At 41.2% G+C, this 19,066-nt stretch carries 13 protein-coding genes; 2 read left to right on the top strand and 11 right to left on the bottom strand.

Annotated elements, in window-relative coordinates; genetic code table 11:
* Positions 1-45: 45 nt before the first annotated feature.
* From gltB to HLH16_RS03770, 10 genes are all read right to left on the bottom strand, one after another.
* Positions 46-4,521 carry a glutamate synthase large subunit gene (gene gltB, locus HLH16_RS03815; protein ID WP_155859857.1) on the bottom strand — a complete coding sequence of 1,492 codons (4,476 nt, stop codon included), beginning with the start codon at positions 4,519-4,521 and terminating at the stop codon, positions 46-48.
* Positions 4,522-5,103: 582 nt separating this feature from the next.
* Positions 5,104-6,246: an RNA-guided endonuclease TnpB family protein gene (locus HLH16_RS03810; RefSeq protein WP_171528308.1), complete on the bottom strand. Its 1,143-nt coding sequence runs from the start codon at positions 6,244-6,246 to the stop codon at positions 5,104-5,106.
* A 163-nt stretch (positions 6,247-6,409) separates the two neighbouring features.
* Entirely contained in the window at positions 6,410-7,255 is an 846-nt protein-coding gene (locus HLH16_RS03805; RefSeq protein ID WP_171528307.1) for a hypothetical protein, read from the bottom strand.
* A gap of 3 nt (positions 7,256-7,258) precedes the next feature.
* Positions 7,259-8,344 carry a 3-dehydroquinate synthase gene (gene aroB / locus HLH16_RS03800; protein ID WP_171528306.1) on the bottom strand — a complete coding sequence of 362 codons (1,086 nt, stop codon included), beginning with the start codon at positions 8,342-8,344 and terminating at the stop codon, positions 7,259-7,261.
* A gap of 17 nt (positions 8,345-8,361) precedes the next feature.
* Entirely contained in the window at positions 8,362-8,910 is a 549-nt protein-coding gene (gene aroK / locus HLH16_RS03795) for a shikimate kinase AroK (RefSeq protein WP_214646604.1), read from the bottom strand.
* A 36-nt stretch (positions 8,911-8,946) separates the two neighbouring features.
* The gene (locus HLH16_RS03790) at positions 8,947-11,085 is read right to left on the bottom strand and encodes a type IV pilus secretin PilQ (RefSeq protein WP_171528365.1); all 2,139 of its coding nucleotides are present in this window, start codon (positions 11,083-11,085) and stop codon (positions 8,947-8,949) included.
* 61 nt (positions 11,086-11,146) lie between these two features.
* Positions 11,147-11,674, bottom strand: a complete 528-nt coding sequence (locus HLH16_RS03785; protein WP_171528305.1) for a pilus assembly protein PilP — start codon at positions 11,672-11,674, stop codon at positions 11,147-11,149.
* A complete protein-coding gene (locus HLH16_RS03780) occupies positions 11,674-12,399 on the bottom strand; it encodes a type IV pilus inner membrane component PilO (protein ID WP_171528304.1) in 726 nt (241 codons plus the stop codon). The genes HLH16_RS03785 and HLH16_RS03780 overlap by 1 nt, the downstream gene beginning before the upstream one ends.
* Positions 12,396-13,037: a PilN domain-containing protein gene (locus HLH16_RS03775; protein WP_171528303.1), complete on the bottom strand. Its 642-nt coding sequence runs from the start codon at positions 13,035-13,037 to the stop codon at positions 12,396-12,398. Before HLH16_RS03775 ends, HLH16_RS03780 begins: the two co-directional genes overlap by 4 nt.
* Positions 13,037-14,098, bottom strand: a complete 1,062-nt coding sequence (locus HLH16_RS03770; protein WP_323127607.1) for a type IV pilus assembly protein PilM — start codon at positions 14,096-14,098, stop codon at positions 13,037-13,039. The genes HLH16_RS03775 and HLH16_RS03770 overlap by 1 nt, the downstream gene beginning before the upstream one ends.
* A gap of 165 nt (positions 14,099-14,263) precedes the next feature.
* Between HLH16_RS03770 and ponA the strand changes: the two genes are divergently transcribed.
* Together ponA and HLH16_RS03760 are read left to right on the top strand one after the other, a co-directional pair.
* On the top strand, positions 14,264-16,792 hold the full coding sequence (ponA, locus tag HLH16_RS03765; RefSeq protein WP_171528302.1) for a penicillin-binding protein PBP1a: 2,529 nt from the start codon (positions 14,264-14,266) through the stop codon (positions 16,790-16,792).
* Positions 16,793-16,889: 97 nt separating this feature from the next.
* Positions 16,890-18,194, top strand: coding sequence for an IS4 family transposase (locus tag HLH16_RS03760; RefSeq protein ID WP_171528363.1), 1,305 nt, complete (start codon positions 16,890-16,892; stop codon positions 18,192-18,194).
* Between the two features lie 38 nt (positions 18,195-18,232).
* Here the strand turns inward: HLH16_RS03760 and HLH16_RS03755 are convergent, their stop codons facing one another.
* Positions 18,233-19,036, bottom strand: a complete 804-nt coding sequence (locus HLH16_RS03755) for a putative RNA methyltransferase (RefSeq protein ID WP_171528301.1) — start codon at positions 19,034-19,036, stop codon at positions 18,233-18,235.
* Between the last annotated feature and the right edge of the window lie 30 nt (positions 19,037-19,066).

The following is a 19,066-nucleotide window of genomic DNA, read 5'->3' as shown; positions in this document are numbered from 1 at the left end:
TTTATTTATCAGCTACACCTGCCTATCAATCTGTTCGTCGTGGAATTATTGTGGATCAGCTTTAGTCGTTTTCAAAAGCGTTTGCAAATTAGCAGCTTTTGGTTTTACAAGCCAGAATTTACGGCTGTAAAAATCAAACTCGTTGCGGATCTTGTACGCCCAAGCACTACCTGTCTCTTTAATATGTTCATCCAAGATACGAAGCAAGAATTCTTGATGTTCTTCCATCGCTTCTGTAGAGATACGATTTAACTCGATCAACTCATGGTTATAGTGGTCAACGAAGTCATTATCAAGGTCAAGTACATAAGCAAAACCACCGGTCATACCAGCACCGAAGTTATGACCTACTTTACCCAGTACAGTCACAATACCACCCGTCATATATTCACAACAGTGGTCGCCTGCGCCTTCAATCACGGCAAATGCACCCGAGTTACGAACCGCAAAACGTTCGCCTGCAGTACCTGCAGCAAAGATTTTACCGCCAGTTGCACCGTACAAGCATGTGTTACCAATGATTGCAGTATTTTGAGTCTGGAACGGCGAACCTTTTGGCGGGAAGATGGAGATACGGCCACCAGCCATACCTTTACCCACGTAATCGTTGGCATCACCTTCAAGTTTGATATGCAAACCACCGGCATTCCAAACACCGAGTGACTGACCTGCAGTACCTTTCAAATTCATGACCACAGGATGCGTTTCCATACCCAAGTTGCCATAACGGCGCGCAATTTCACCTGAAATACGTGCACCAATTGAACGGTCACAATTGACAACATTGTAGTTAAACTCACCACTCTTACCCGCTTCAATGGTCGGAAGCATCTCGAGTACCATTTTCTCAGCCAGCAAGCCTTTATCAAATGGTGCATTACCTTGAACCTGGCAATATTGCGCTTTACCTTCAGCAGAAGGATGAGAAGTTAACAATGCACTTAAATCCAAGTGAGCATGTTTATCCGTTTCACCTGGCAATACTTCAAGTAAATCTGTACGGCCAATCAAGTCTTTCAGACTTGAAACACCTAAAGCTGCTAACCATTCACGAGTTTCTTCTGCAATAAAGTGGAAGAAATTGATCAGCATTTCTGGCTCGCCAATATAATGCTCTTGACGTAAATGGTCTTGCTGAGTTGCTACACCGGTTGCACAATTGTTTAAGTGGCAAATACGCAGATATTTACAACCCAACGCGATCATTGGAGTAGAACCAAAGCCGAAGCTTTCAGCACCCAAAATAGCCGCTTTAACCACGTCTAAACCTGTTTTCAAACCACCATCGGTTTGTACACGTACTTTGCCACGAAGGTCATTTACACGAAGGGCTTGATGCGCTTCAGACAAACCTAACTCCCATGGCGAACCTGCATGGTGAATTGAAGATAATGGAGATGCCGCAGTACCACCGTCATAACCAGAAATGGTAATGAAATCGGCATATGCTTTCGCCACACCTGCCGCAATAGTTCCTACACCCGGTTCAGAGACCAATTTTACCGACACCATCGCTTGCGGATTGACTTGTTTTAAGTCAAAGATCAATTGTGACAAATCTTCAATTGAGTAGATGTCATGATGCGGTGGAGGTGAAATAAGAGTCACACCCGGAACGGAATAACGCAAACGTGCAATTAAGCCATTCACTTTACCACCCGGTAACTGACCACCTTCACCCGGTTTAGCACCTTGTGCCACTTTAATCTGCAATACTTCCGCAGAAGTTAGGTACGCTGGTGTAACACCAAAACGACCTGATGCAATCTGTTTAATTTTCGAGTTACGGATTGTGCCATAACGTGCAGGATCTTCACCGCCCTCACCAGAGTTTGAACGACCACCAATGGTATTCATGGCAATTGCAATCGCTTCATGCGCTTCAGGAGACAATGCACCTAAAGACATCCCGGCAGAGTCGAAACGCGGCAAGATTTCTTCAACCGATTCCACTTCTTCTAATGCAATTGAATTGTCTGTTTTCAGTTTGAATAAATCACGAATCGTAGTAATCGGACGATTATTCACCAATTCTGCATATTCTTTAAAGTCAGCATAATCCCCTGATCGTACTGCTTTATGAAGTGAATTGATCACGTCCGGGTTAAATGCGTGATATTCCTTATCGAATACAAATTTCAGTAAACCACCTTGATCAATTGGCTTACGTGCTTTCCACGCATTTTCAGCCAATTTTTTAAGATCATTTTCAAGGTCTGCAAAGGTTGCACCTTGAATGCGGCTTGGCACACCAGTGAAGCATTTATCAACCACTTCATTCGACAAACCAACAGCTTCGAATAACTGACCACCACGATAAGACGCAACAGTTGAAATACCCATTTTAGAAAGAACTTTGAGCAGGCCTTTCTCAATACCTTTACGGAAATTCGCTTGGGCATGAATTGGGTCACCCAACAATTCGCCCTTGGCAATCAGGTCATTGATCACGTCATAGGCCAAGTATGGGTAAATCGCAGTTGCACCAAATCCTAAGATCACGGCAAATTGGTGCGCATCACGTGCCAAAGCTGTTTCTACAATGATGTTGGCATCAGTACGTAAACCGGCTTGAATCAAGTGATGGTGAACCGCACCTGTTGCCATTAATGCATTGGCTGGTAAATAGCCTTCACGGATTTTCTTGTCTGAAAGCACCAGTAAAGTCTTGCCATCACGAACCGCTTGAGCCGCTTCCTCACAGATCCGTGCAATTGCCGCCTGCAAACCTTCGCTTGCCACATAGTTCAAGTCAATGTCAGCAATTTCGTAGCCTTTACGACCCAAAGTACGCATTTGATGCATTTTTGAGTTTGAAAGTACCGGACTTGAAATGATCAGGCGATCTGCATGTTCAGGGCTTTGTTCAAATACGTTTTGCTCACGACCCAAGCAAGTCTCTAAAGACATCACGATCGATTCACGTAATGGATCGATCGGTGGGTTGGTGACTTGGGCAAACTGTTGACGGAAATAATCCGATACATGACGAACCTGACGAGACAATACGGCCATTGGCGTATCATCACCCATTGAGCCAACTGCTTCCTGACCGCTTTCTGCGATTGGACGAAGCAATTGATCACGTTCTTCAAACGTCACCATGAACATTTTCTGTGATGCTTTTAAGGCATCGCCTTTTAAGCCTTGATCACATAAATATTCTTCAAGTTCTGGGCTGCCTTGTAGGCGAATTGAGTTTTCACGTAACCATTCACGGTAAGGACGCATTTTTTTCAAATGGTTGCTGACATCTTGAGTATCGAGCAATTTACCAGTGAGGGTATCAATTACCAGAATTTGACCTGGACCAACACGACCTTTAGAAATCACGTCTTCAGGTTTATAACCCCAAACACCAATTTCTGATGCAAGCGTGATGTAACCATTTTTAGTAATTACCCAACGTGCAGGACGCAAACCATTACGATCCAGCATACAAATCGCATGACGACCATCTTGAATCACCAGACCTGCAGGACCATCCCATGCTTCCATGTGCTTAGAGTTAAACTCATAGAATGCACGTAGATCGGCATCTAAAGTTTCAACATTTTGCCAAGCGGGTGGAACAAGCATGCGTAGTGCACGGAACAAGTCCATACCACCACCTACCAGAATCTCAAGCATATTATCCAGGCTTGAAGAATCCGAACCGGTACGGTTCACAATTGGATTGAGCTCAGTTAAACCTGGAAGTAATGGGTTTTCAAATTTTGGCACACGTGCCATTGCCCAGTTGCGGTTTGCAGTAATGGTATTGATTTCACCATTGTGTGCAAGATAACGGAACGGCTGCGCTAAAGGCCAACGTGGTAATGTATTGGTCGAGAAACGCTGATGGAAGACCACAATGTGTGATTCCAGACGCGGATCAGCTAAATCTGTATAAAAGTCTGCGATTGCTTCAGGCATCATCAAACCTTTATAGGTGATGACTGTTGAGCACAATGTAGTTACATAGAATGAAGAATCATTGCTCAGCAATTGTTCCGCACGACGACGCGCAAGGAATAACTTACGGTTAAATTCAACTTCAGTGACACCCATTGGGCAATTGACAATAATTTGTTCAAATGCAGGCATCGATTGAAGTGCAATTTCACCCAAAGCATCGACATTGGTTGGGATCACTCGCCAAGCAAGAACTTTTAAGCCTTCAGATTCGATTTCTTTGGCTAAAACCTGTTTTGAATGTGCTGCGATTGCTGGATCAAGATTTAAAAATACAGTACCAACTGCAAATACTTCACTTAAAGTGATGTCACTGAGTTTTTTTGCTTCTTCACGGAAAAATGCTTTTGGCATAGCCAGCAATAAACCACAACCATCCCCTGTCTTGCCATCTGCGGCAATACCACCACGGTGGGTCATACAACTTAAACTATGAATCGCGGTCTTGACCAAATCATGGCTTGCATCACCCTGCATATGGGCGATTAAACCGAAACCACAGTTATCTTTAAACTCATCCGGTTGGTATAAACCTTGAGCGGGAGCTACAGTATTAGGCGATGGCATGTGCATAGCGTACCCTTCTTCAACATGGCCCATAAAGCGGGCATCTAACAATCAAATATTTTCTTTGCGATTTAGTCCAATTTACTTACACTCAGATCAAGATTGGGCAGAATCATTTTTCTTCACATACTTAAGATAATCGCATTTTATCTTGCGTGCATGTATCAATTACAAAAAAAATTTACTGATTTACGCACTCTTTTAAAGCAGGAAAATTCAGTAACTTCGCACAATCATTGAATCTTTTCGCGCCAAAATAGGGACAATAACTCAATTCATGCACCAATAAAGCAAAAATGATGCCAATTAAAAAAAGACAATGCTAAATGTTTTAAATATAGAAATATTAAAGTTTCATCTGCTTCATCTTATTTTCTTGAAACCCTTTTTCGCACTATATTTGTGCATATAGATATTTTTATAACTTAATTTGCTCTATTTTAGTACTCTATTTTTAATTGACATACTCCCACCACTAAGCTGAAAGCTATAATAGGGAATTTTTGCGACCCATGTAAGCAGTAATACTTACACCTTTCGATACCACACCTGCGCTGACAGATATAGTGGCACAGGAACTCTTTATACAGTGCTAAATTGTCCTAGCACATCAGCTAAAGCAAAATTGCGGATATTCATACTCGCATTCAAGTCACGATCCAGGACAGATAAACAGTCAGGACAGCTCCATGAACGAATATGCAAGGGTAACTTTTCCATTGTGTAGCCACATTGGGAACATAATTTTGAACTGGGCACAAAACGACCAATCCTAAGAATGTTCTTACCATACCATTCAGCCTTATATTGCAAGAGCGTGAGGAACTGCCCCCATGCAATATCACTAATGGATTTTGCAAGTTTACGGTTCTTCACCATACTTTTAATCCCTAAATCTTCTACTGCATACGTGGTCGCTTGGTTTTCACAGATCAATTTATGCGTAAGTTTATGATGTAGGTCTAAGCGTTGATTTCGTACCTTTTCATGGACACGCGCAACCCTTAATTTTTGTCGTCGATAATTCTTGGCTTCTTTCTTTTTTCGGGAAAATATCTTTTGCTGTATCACCAATCGTTTTTGAGCTTTTTTCAAATATCGTGGATTTTCAACTTTGTCGCCATCTGACTGAATCAGCATATGAGTCAGACCTAGATCAATCCCGATAGTTTTTTCTACTTCAATGATGCTTGGTACAGGTAGATTAACCTCTGTTTCAACAAGGATTGAAGCATAGTATTTGCCTGTCGCTGTTTTACTGATGGTCACTGTTTTGATCTTGCCATCAAATTGACGACTAAATACGGTTTTAATCCCTTTAATCTTGGGTAAATTCAACACCCCACTAGTAAAACTCACTGTACAGTGTTGAGGACATTGATAAGAGCGTTGCGGTATCTTTTTAGATTTAAATTTAGGAAACTTTGCTCTACCTTTGAAGAAATTACCAAATGCTGTATATACGTGCAATAAACTACTCAACAACGATTGGCTGTTGACCTTATTCAGCCATTCAAATTCAGGAATTTTTTTCAGGGATACAAGCTGATCTTGAATTTCTTTTCGAGATAAAGATTTTTTATATTTTTCGTAATAGTTCTGTTGTAAAGCCAATGCCCAATTAAAAGTAAAACGAGCACATCCAAAGTGTTTTTCAATCAACACTTGCTGTTCTCGATTTGGATAAATGCGATATTTATATGCTTTCAAAAATGGATTATTCATACAATAATTTTAATAAAATTAAAGTGATAAATACATACCACCAATACACAAGTGCGACATATTGTGTCGCATAAATAAAAGAGTTATTCGCTAACGTTCCTACCCATCTCCAGCTGAGAAGAACTGCTTTGCAAACAGATTATAGATATAGAATTACAGATACTTAGTTAAATGGATCGCTAATTTCAGTTTCTGCTACTTTATTGCCATTTTTTTTCGGCGCAGACTCAACACCAGAATGAGACTGCTGCACATCCACGACATTCCCCTCTTCATCGCGACGTGTGACCGTTGTGGTTGTCGTTGCTGCTTTAGGATCAACTACTGGTACAGTCGGTTTGGGTTTAGGTTGAGCCACAAGACTCTCATCAATGCGAGGTAATGGTGCAGATTTCAAATTGACTGCGTATATTTTGCTATTCGACCCCATTTCTTCTGCGCCCATGTCATTGACCAATGCAGCATAATTTTCAATATCCTGAACTTGAGGTTGAATAGACTTGGGAAACTGGAATGGCAATTGTTGTAGGGCTTGTTTTGCTTGATCGCTATTTCCATAGATTCCATAAAGCAGAACATATTGTTCAATTTGATTTTCACCACTCAGGCGAATGTAGAAAAAGTTCTTACGATCGGACTGTTTTTTGAGAAAACTGCGAATCACATCATCTTTGGTCGCTCGAAACAGTTCAATCGTGGCCGCATTTTTATTGTCATTAATAAACTTAGTGCCACGAAACTCTGGTTCATAGCTTGCAGTATTGACCACACGCGTAGTCATTTCCAAAGGACGGACTTCTTTTTGAAGTGCACCAAGAAGGTTAGTTGCAGCAACTTTTTCCGGTTGAATTTGCAATTCAGATTCAGTTTCAGCAGATTTTTCTACTTCTACCAAAGCATCACTGTCCGTGATTGCCCAAAAAATAAGTGCTGCAAACAGACACACCACCCCACACACTAGCCAGATATAGTTTTGAATACGTTGCCATTGTGTACGGATGGTTGCCATGACTTATGCCTTCTCTTGATTCGCTAAAATCGCTTGTTTCATCAATTCCACATCAAATTCTCTAGTAATTACAGCCTGCCCCAAAGATTTCAACAGTACAAGGCGTAATTGTCCATTCAGCACTTTTTTATCATGTGCCATATATGCGAGGAATTCATCCAGTGGAATAGCTGGGCATTTTACGGGTAAATGAGCACGTTGAATGATTTTTTTTGTACGTTCCAAATCTTCCGCTGAAATCCAGCCCATACGCTGCGACAAATCCGCAGCCATCACCATACCAGTTGCAACCGCTTCCCCGTGTAACCAAACGCCATATCCTAAGTAAGATTCAATCGCATGACCAAAGGTATGCCCCAAGTTAAGTAAGGCACGCTCACCTTGTTCTTTTTCATCATTGGCTACAATACGTGCTTTATGTGCACATGAACGGTAAACAGCTTCAGCCAGTAACTCTGAATCACGCCCCACCAGGCCATCCATATTTTCTTCGAGCCAGACCAAGAAATCTAGATCTCCCAATAAGGCATATTTAATCACTTCTGCCAAACCTGCTGACAGTTCACGATCAGGTAAAGTGCTTAATTGCGCCATATCTGCCAGCACCACTTGTGGCTGCTGGAAAGCACCAATCATGTTTTTACCCAAGGGATGATTAATGCCGGTTTTTCCTCCCACGCTCGAATCCACTTGTGAAAGCAGCGTAGTGGGTACTTGAATAAAATACACACCGCGTTGAAAACATGCAGATGCAAAGCCAGCCATATCCCCGATCACGCCACCACCCAAAGCTAGAACTGTAGCATCACGATTAAATCCTGCTTCTAATAAGGCATCAAAAATTAAATTTAAATGTTCAATGTTTTTATATTTTTCACCATCAGGCAAAATACATGTTGCAACGGTTTTCCCCAAAACTTCTATTGCAGCCATATAGTGTTCTAAATACAACGGTGCAACCGTGGTATTGGTCACAATCATTACTTGCTTACCTTTGATATAGGGCTCAAGCAAAGATTGTGGGTTTAAATCACTGCCAATAAAAATAGGATATCGACGATCGCCGAGTTCAACATGTAAAGTTTGCATGAAATTAAAACCGTTAATTAGACTAAATCTGCTTCTTGAGAAACAATCATATGTAAGATTTTTTGAGCTAAATCACGAGCAGCTCCCTGATTGGTTTCGATAATATAATGTGCAACTTCTCGATACAAAGGATCGCGAAGCGCCAATAAATCACGTAACTTTTGTTCAGGATTTTCAACTTGCAATAAAGGACGGTTTTTATCCCGGTAGGTGCGCTGTAATTGAATTTCGACAGGAGTATAGAGATAAACAACGATTCCTCGATGTTTTAAAAATTCACGATTAGGAGCTTGAGTCACTGCACCACCACCAGTTGCCAGAACCAGGTGTGAACGAGCTGTTAATTCATCAATCACCATTGTTTCACGGTTACGAAACCCCTTTTCACCTTCTTTTTCAAAAATCCAAGGAATTGTCGCCCCTGTTTTCCGTTCAATTTCATGATCACTATCAAGAAACTCTCGACCTAACAGTTCCGCCAAATGTCGACCAACCGTTGTTTTCCCAGCCCCCATTGGCCCTACCAAATAAATATTTGGTAGGGTTTCAAACTCATTGCTTGGCAAGGAGTCACCTATGTGTTTTGTTAAATTCAAAATATATTAATGATTTCTTGAAACACTGTCATTAACAATTCGTGGTGTAACAAAAATCAATAGCTCTCGCTTATTATCAGACTTGATATCTTTACGGAATAAACGACCTACGTAAGGAATATCCCCTAAGAATGGTACTTTAGTCTGCGAATTTTTTGTTTCCTGCTCAAAAATCCCACCTAGGACAACTGTTTCACCATTATTAACCAGTACATTTGTATTAATTTCATTTTTATTGAGAATAATCTCGCCATTTGGTGCTGTTCCAGCGGGAGAATCACTAGTAATATTCAACAACATTTGCACTTTACCATCTGGTGTAATGCTTGGTGTTACATCCAAACTAAGTAAAGCATCCTTAAATTGAGTATCGACAGATGAACCAGCACCAGAATTTGTGGTTGTTTGATAAGGTATTTGTTGTCCTGATGACACTTTAGCTCGCTGCTTGTCTGCGGTAAGAACTTTTGGAGTTGAAATCACCTCACCATAGCCATCAGCCTGTAAGGCAGAAAGTTCCAGATCAAGCATGAAGTCAGATAAACTGATTAAACCAAAGGCAATTTTACCAGCTGCATTAGTTACACCTAAATCCACATTTAAATTCTGTGGACGCTCAATAGTATACTTACCATCATCATCAGGTGTTTTTAAATCCCATAAGGTTGTATCACTACCACCAACTAACAAATCATTATTTTGATTAATCCCTTGCGACAAAATCCCCCACTTCACACCCATTTCTTTACTAAACTCTGTTGAAGCACGAACAATACGAGCTTCGACCATGACTTGTTTTACAGAAACATCTAACAAATCAACCATTTTTCGAATTTGATCAATTTTCTGTGCGGTATCATTAATTATTAATGTATTAGTACGCGGATCAGTCGAAATAGTACCTCGTGGACTCAACAAGCTCCCAACACTATCTCCTAAAGTATCTACATTATTACTGGAATTATTATTGGAATTATTATTGGAATTATTATTGGAATTTCGTCCTTCAGTAATTAACTTTTCAATATCAACCGCTTTTGCATAATTTAATTGAATATATTCTGTTTGTAATGGGGCCAATTTAACACTTTGTGCAATAGCTTTCGCTTCTTCTTCTTCTGCCTTAGTAAGTTCAGTTACTGGTGCAATCCAGATTACATTACCATTACGACGCTTATCTAAATTCTTGGTTTTTAGAATAATATCTAATGCCTGATCCCAAGGTACATCCTTTAAGCGTAAAGTAATATTGCCTTGTACCGTATCAGCAGTCACCATATTGATTTCAGTGAAGTCTGCCAATAATTGAAGCACACGACGTACTTCAATATCCTGAAAATCTAGAGAAATCTTTTTACCGGTATAACTATTCGCTGCTTTCGGTTTAAGCGGATTTTTATCTTCAGGTCGTTTTAAACTGATGGTAAGTTTATTGTCCGCCTGATATGCCATATATTCATAGCTACCAGAAGTCTGAATGGTAATTACACCATTTCCACCATTATTATTTGCATCGATAGTAGAAACTGGCGTTGCAAAATCATTTACATTTAAACGACGAGCCAAGTGTGCAGGAACTTTACTGCCTAAAGTGCGCACGACAACTTTACTGCCTTGCTGCTGCACATCAACCTGTGTGTTTGTGCCGAGCAAATCAATAACAACCTGCCCTTCACCCTGACCACCACGCTGAAAACCAATATTGGAAATTCCTTGGGTAGATCTTTGCGCAACTACCTGCTGAGGTGCAAATGCATTACCCGCAGCAGAATTAATTTTTAAAATAAAAGTATTGCCTTCTACGCGTGTGGTAAAGGCACCGGCATCCGCTAAATTCACCGTTAAACGTGAACGTTGCGCATCAGAACTTACATCAACAGAACTGGCTTCTTTGGTGGCAACTGCAATGCTATTTTGCTTTAAATTTTGCTGTGCTTTATCAAAATCCAGAATCAGACGTGATGGCTGTTCTAATTGATAGGCTTGCGGCTGCGGAGGCAAGCCGTTAAACATGACACGGATTTCTGTACCCTGACCTGCAACTTGCATAGGCACAATATTGGTAATACTGACTTGTGCATTGGCAACTTGCATTACTGCGATTGCAACAGCACCCATAGAAAATTGACGGAACAAATGGTTCATTGTATTGCCATCCCCAAATATAAAATCTTTCAAACTGTTATTCATTTTTATTCCTTTAAACTTAAGGCGCTGGTCCAATTAATATCAGACTTCTTGGACGCTCTACATATCCTTCCCGTCCATCTGGAATAATTTCCACGAGATCGATTTGTGTTGGCGTGATATTCACCACACGACCATGATTCACACCCATGTAGCTACCGCGCTGCACGCGCTCTATTTCGCCATCTGGTGTTTGAATTAATGCCAGGATCTGCCCAGACTGACTACGCATACTTCCTTTCATATTCAAGGATTCGATGGCATAACTTTCTAAAGGTTGCAGTTGACGTGACAAGTTAGGATAGACACGTTTTCCTGCCATAATTCTCAATTCAGCCGCGAGTGAACTCGGTAAAAAAGGGCTTTTCAGTTGATGGGCTGCATAGTCAAATGTTGGCACAGGTGGAAAAACCGGTGCCGGCTCGATAGGCAATGGCGCTTGATTACGAATACTTCCCATTTGCTCGTTGACCGCATCAATACGAGAATCACACCCTACCAATAACAAGCCTAATACCAGACTTAAAGTCATTTTTTCTATTTTCATTACTGTGCCCCCCCAGCTGTAGCAGTTGAATTCGCATCTGCTGCTTGAGTATCCGTAGCACCGATATAACGATAGGTTTTGGCTTTAACGTTATAGGTAATTTGAGGAATATCAGTTTTTTTCTCTTTATTTTCAGTACCGATAATATCAAAATCATGCAAAGTGACAATACGCGGAAGCGCTGCAATACCACTGACAAAAGAACCAAAGGCATGATAATCACCGGTTGCTTCCATAGAAATTGGCTGCTCAATAAAGAACTCTTGCTTAATTTCATTTTCTAAACGGATATTTTTAAATTTCAGACCAGAATTCACGCCACTGACGTTGATGTCTTCAACTAATCCTGGAATTTCAGTTTCTTTAGGCAATTGTTCGAGTTGCTGATTAAAATTCGCTTCCATTTCCTGTAACTGCGCTTGCAACTGTTGCAAATTACGCAGCTTGGAATCTTTTTCACGGAATTCATTCAGTAAATTTTGCTCTTGAGCACTGGCATTGGAAATTGCGTCTATTTGACCTTTAATCAGCGCAAAATATCCCAGAATACCAATCATCATCATGATTAAAATCCAGCAAGTGATTTTAACCGATAATGGCCAGCTCCCGTAGTTATTCATATCCAAGGTATTGAACTGCTGAAGAAACTTATCTAAGGTCATCTTTTTTTTGTGTGTAGCAACACCTTCATTTGGATTTAATTCATCAAATTCATCGAGACTCATTGTGCTGCCCCCGCTGTTGAATTAGCTGTATTTTGTGGTGCTTCGGGTGTGGTAGGTTGTGCGATTTCATCCAAGTCAGCAGTAATGACGAATGCACCATAACCTTCTTCAACACGTGGAACTACAGAACTAGGTGCCTTATCTTTCTTCTCTTCAACAGCTAAAAAAGAATTCATAAATGCGTTTCTATACCAAGCTGATGCTTCCAAACTACGCAAGAACTCTGCAACCGTGTTCGGGCTTTCCGCTTTACCTTCAATGGTAAATTTATCCCCTGTACGGACAAATTTCGTAATGTACAAATTACTTGGCGTAACGCGTACCATTTCATCAATCAGGCGAACCGCAATCGGGCGTTGCCCTTGTAAACCTTGAATCAACTTCATGCGTTCAATAATGGCATTGCGTTGAGCTTCCAAACCTTCTAAGGATTTCAATTGCACATCAAGGTTTTGATTGGTACTGGTAATCAGTTGATTCGCTTGCTCTTGATCTTCAAGTTTATGGTCATAGTAGAACCATGCCAATGCGACCGCTAAAGCCCCGATTAATGCCACCCCGATACAAATGGTAATAAATTCTTTTTTTCGTCTCTCTCTTAGCTCATCACGCCAAGGGAGCAGGTTAATTCTCGCCATTAATCAAAACTCCTCAATGCCAAACCACATGCCACCATGAGTGAGGAAGCATCATTCTCTATCTTTTTAATATCAATTTGTGGAGAAAAGCCCATTTGTAAAAATGGGTTGGCAATAGTCACACGATAACCAAGTTTTTGTTGGAGTAGCTTCGCGAGCCCCGGAATATTGGCATTACCTCCTGCCAATAAAATATGATCGATCTCATTAAATTGTGAAGATGAGAAAAAGAACTGTAATGATCTTGCTGCTTGTTGAACCACTGCTTCTAAGTAGGGTTCTAAAACCTCAACATCATAATCATCAGGTAATGAACGACTTTTCTTGGCACGGCCGGCTTCTTCAAAAGACAGACCATAGCGATTTTGAATTTCTTGAGTAAGCTGTTTGCCACCAAACACCTGCTCACGCGTATAAATCACTTTATTGTTTTGCATCACAGATAAGGTCGTCATGGTATGACCAATATCTAAAATACCTACAGTATTTACACCCATAGGTAAAGTATCGGAAAACACTTGATATGCATTTTCGATAGCAAAACTTTCAACGTCCGCAGTTTTTGGTGTTAAGCCAGCAAGCTCCAACACTTCAGAACGCGCTTCTACATTTTCAAGACGGGTCGCAACCAAAAGCACATTCACCCGATTCGGGTTTGCCAAACGCTCCGGCAACACCTCAAAATCAAGACTCGCTTCATCTAATGGGAAAGGAATATATTGCTCGGCATCCATACGAATTTGAACTTCTCGTTCATCGTCCGTCATATCCGCATCCATCTCAATCGTTTTGGTAATCACCATTGAAGTCGGAATTGCAAGTGCTACGGCTGTGGATTGAGTATTTGCCAGATTGAGTGCTCGCTCTAATGCATCCCCTACCGCCTCTGGATTCAATATATTTTTTTCGACAACACTACCTTCAGGTAAAGGCACCAGCGCATAGCTTTCAACCCAATACCTGTTACCGCTTTTAACAGAAAGTTCTAACAACTTAACAGAAGTAGAACTAATATCTACTCCAATTAACCCCTTATTCGGCTTACGATATAACCTGAGCACTATATAATTCCTATTATTTTTTTATCCCCAATAAAAGTAACCTACTAATCAGTGTTGGTCTATAATTTTATACAGATACAATAACGCATCTAACAATCTGTATGTGTAAAGGCTATACTGACCGCCAATTAGTTTGCCATTAGCTCTTATTAAAACTTACTTGTTATGAAAAAGCTATCTCGTTCGGGCCATGTTCATCCATTTTTTTTGATCATAATTATAGCCTTGGTCGCAATTCCGATGGGATTCTATGGCATGTATCTCTATATTGCCCCATCTTTACCTAAAATGACCACTTTAAAAAAGGCGCCGTTACTCAAGCCCTTGCAAGTGTATAGTGCCGATAATGAGCTTATTGCAGAGTATGGTGGCAAGTTATCTGTCCCTGTAGAATACAAACAAATTCCCAAACCATTTATCTCTGCCTTCCTTGCAGCAGAGGATTCCTCTTTCTTTGAGCATAGCGGTATTAGCTTCAAAGGCTTAGGACGAGCAGTCAGTGAAACAATTACGGGATCAAATGTGCAAACCGGTGGTTCAACCATCACCATGCAAGTAGCAAAAAATTATTATTTAAGCCCTGAACGTACCCTCAAACGCAAACTGACTGAGATTTTCCTTGCTCGCAAAATAGAACAAAACTTAACCAAAGAGGAGATTTTAACCCTCTATGTGAATAAGATTTTCTTGGGAAAAAATGCCTACGGTATTGCTGCAGCAGCGAAAATTTATTACAACAAAAATCTGGATCAGCTGAGTATTGCTCAAATGGCGATGATTTCTGGTCTGCCGAAAGCACCCTCTAAATATAATCCTGTAGTCAACCCAACACGCGCGTTGGAACGTCGAAACTGGATTCTTGGACGTATGCTGCAATTGGGTTATATCAACCAGTCACAGTATCAAAAAGCCATTGCTGAACCCGTCAACCTCGATATGCCAGACCGAGGTATTAACAATAAATTCCCATATGTCGGGGAAATGGTACGCTCGGAACTGGTTGAAAAATTTGGTGAACAAGCCATTGATTCTGGTTATAAAGTTTATACAACTGTCGACAGCAAACGCCAAGCCTATGCAGAACAGGCGGTGCAAGAAGGTTTAGAGGCTTACGACCGTCGCCATGGTTGGCGCGGTGCTGAAGCAAACGACAAACCACTTACTGAATTCAGTGCTTATGCAAACACTTATCCCGCAAAAGTTATTAAAGTAAATAGCAATTCCTTTGATGCACTGATGCAAGATGGCTCTACCGTGACTGTGCCTTGGTCAGGGATGTCTTGGGCTTATCCTTATAGAAATGCCAACAGTGTCGGCCCTGCTCCACGTCAAGCTTCTCAAATTGTTAAAGTTAAAGATATTATTCGATTACGTCCCAATGACAACAAAACCTCATGGGCGCTTGTTCAAATCCCTAAAGCTCAAGGGCAACTGATTGCAATCAACCCAAATAACGGTGCCATTGAAGCCGTTGTCGGGGGATATAATTTTTATCAATCTAAATTTAATCGTGCACTACAAGGCTGGCGCCAACCGGGTTCGACCATTAAACCGTTTGTTTATGCTTTGGCACTTGAACGTGGCATGACGCCTTATAGCATGGTCAATGACAGCCCGATTACGATTGGCAAATGGTCACCGAAGAACTCGGATGGTCGTTATTTAGGAATGATTCCTTTACGTCGTGCCTTGTACTTATCCCGAAATACCGTTTCTGTACGATTATTACAAACTGTCGGGATTGAACGTACACGACAATTATTCATGGATTTTGGTCTACATGAAGATCAGATCCCGCGTAACTACACCATTGCTCTAGGTACACCACAAGTCCTCCCAATTCAAATGGCAACCGGTTATGCCACTTTTGCCAATGGTGGTTACCGTATTCAGCCGCATTTTATTGATCGTATTGAAGATGCTTATGGCAAAGTGATTTATCAAAGCAATCCAGAATATGCGTGTATTTCTTGTATCAATCAAAATGATGCAGAACTGGAATCAGCTGCACCGGTTACCCCAGATGATGAAGTGATTGAAGTCACCAATCAAACTTTGCAAGCAGAAAAAGAACTTGCGCAATTGCAATTAGATGAATCAAAAAGTCAATATCGTCAAGCACAGCGCATTTTAAAATCCAGCTCTGCTTATGATATGGCCAACATTCTGCGTGATGTAATTCAACAGGGTACAGGTCGTGCAGCACTTAAAATTGGTCGTGGCGATATTGGCGGTAAAACAGGTACCACCAATGATGCTAAAGATGCCTGGTTTGCCGGATTCAATGGCAAGCTAGTGACTGTGGCATGGGTCGGTTTCGACCAACCCACCACACTCGGTCGTCGTGAATATGGTGGTGTTGCAGCTTTACCCATCTGGACCAATTTTATGGGTAATGCCTTAAAAGGAACGCCAGCGGCATGGGTTCATTTCGATAAAAATGCCAAAGCACCGACCAACCACACCCAGACTGTAACTATTGGTGAACCTGTCAGAGAGGATCGCTCTTCTCCACCATTGGCTCGCCCATTGTATCGTCCAGCACCTGTTGCCCCAACACGTGCACCTGAACGTGACTTTGATGACCTGCCTGGAGAAGAAATACAAGCTCCAGATAATGCAGACTCTTCAAATACGCAAAACCAAAATAATAAACCAGATGCACTTGAACGTTTAATTGATGTATTTGAATAAAGTCATAAAAAGCCCTCAAATGAGTAATGCCAGTCAGTTAAGCAGACATTAGAGAAATGTAGTAAAAATGAGTGTATGTAAATACGCTCATTTTTTTATGACTTTATCTCAGAATTTAGATTTAACCCTTCAGCAATCCATGCCATCACTCACTAATTTTAGCGAGTTGATTGATTTCAACTGGATTGAAGAGAGCCTGCGTCAAACAGGTAAGGCTTCTATCAGGAGAAGAAAATTACCTGCCGAACATGTGGTATGGCTGGTGATTGGGCTTGCCCTGTTTCGAGATCAACCGATCAGGTATGTTGTAGAGCAACTCAAACTTGTGTTTGGTACAACAGAGTATTGCGTTCCCAGTGCAGCAGTACAAGCACGACAACGCTTAGGGCGGGAGCCCTTAAATACCTTATTCTCTCTGCTCAGCCAAGCCTGGTTTGAAGAATCGCAACAGCAATATTCAAACTTTCATGGTCTCAGTGTGTGTGCTGTTGATGGGGTCGTTTGGTCTATGCCACAGACCGATGATAACTTTAATCACTTTGGCTCATCTAAAGGTAAAACAGCTGCAGCCCCTTATCCGCAAGTGAGAGCGACCTGTCTGGTAAATACCAACACTCATGAAATCATTGATGCCCAAATAGGCAGTATGGATCAGGGTGAACTTACACTGGCAAATCAATTATGCCCTCCATCGCATAGTATTACTCTGTTTGATCGAGCCTATTTCTCTGCTGACTTTCTAATGGGTTGGCAAACACGTGCAGAGGCAAGTCATTGGTTGATGCGAGCAAAAGACAACTTACGTTATGAGGTGGTTAAGCGTCATTCCCCGCATGACTTTCATATCAGAATGCCAATATCAGCAAGAGCTAAGAAGCTTAATCCGACATTGGGAGATTATTGGGAGGCGCGTTTGATTGAGGTTGAGCATGCAGGAAAAATGAGGCGTTATATCACTTCATTAACTGATTCAAAGAGATATCCACTCACCGCCTTAGCGAAGCTTTATGCTCAGCGTTGGGAAATAGAAATGTGTTATCGAGAAATCAAAAGTGATTTACAGGATGGTAAGCATTTAAAGAGCAAGCAACCTGATTTAGTTTATCAAGAATTATGGGGGGTATTGATTGCGTATAATGTCCTAAGAAGACAAATGAAGTACATGGCTCAGCGAGTAAAAGTGAGTCCTTTGAGAATCAGCTTTCATCTTGCATCCATTAGTATCCTCAATATCTTAAGATTCACCCCTTTAGATTCAGCAGGCAATTTACCTAAACATTTAGAAAGCTTACTAGGGAAAGCCAAGATGTATATCTTGCCTGAGAGGAGGAAAAGAAATTGTCCTCGGGTTGTGAAGATAAAACCACAGAAATATCCAAGAAAATGCCAGTCAATTTCTTAACTGACTGGCATTACTCAAATGAGGGCTTTTTATTTGGCTTATTTCTTTTTAAACAAATAAATTTGGAACTGCCCTTTTAACTCGAATTGCTCATTCTGCTCTAAAGCCTGACGACGCTCAGGTTTTGCTTTATAAGCATACGGTGTCATCGCAATCAGGTTTTTCAAGTCCGCTTGCTGCACAGTAAAAGGCGCATCAACAACACTTTCCTCTACCAATTCAAAGACATCTGCCAATTGATCAACAAACTTATTCGGTTCATGTGGGTTCACTTCTTCAAACAACGCCTCACGCATCGCATATAAGTGTTCCGTTGCTGGTGTCACGACCATCAAATAGGCATTGGGCTTCAATACACGTAATATTTCCTGCTTTGGAATAGGGCTAAACAAACTGGTACATAAGTCAATTGAAGCATCTAAAACAGGTAGTGTTGCACCCGTCCCCACCACCCAGGTCACTTTTTTATTCAACTTGGCAGCAACCTGTACTGCATTTTTAGCAATATCCACACCCACACATTGCAGCACTTCAGCTTGCATGGCATTGGTGTAATAGCCTTCGCCACAGCCAATATCGAGCAGGTTTTCAATACTTAATTCACGAATTTTATCGACCACTGCCTGTTGCAGCGGTGCATAGAACCCGGCACTTAAAAATGCACGGCGTGCCTGTACCGATTCCACGGTATCACCCGGGTTTTTACTGTGTTTATGCTGTACCACATGTAAATTGACATAACCCTGTTTTGCCACGTCATAACTGTGGTTATTGGCACAGTGCCATGTTTTCTCGGTTAGTTTCAGTGCTTCATGACATACAGGACACATCAGCAGATTCATATTTTTCTCCAGTGCCTGAAATCAGGCGTT

Origin of the sequence: Acinetobacter sp. ANC 5378 (assembly GCF_013004315.1) — a bacterium.
In the GTDB taxonomy this organism is placed as follows: domain Bacteria; phylum Pseudomonadota; class Gammaproteobacteria; order Pseudomonadales; family Moraxellaceae; genus Acinetobacter.
This window is presented reverse-complemented; position numbering and strand designations above follow the sequence as displayed.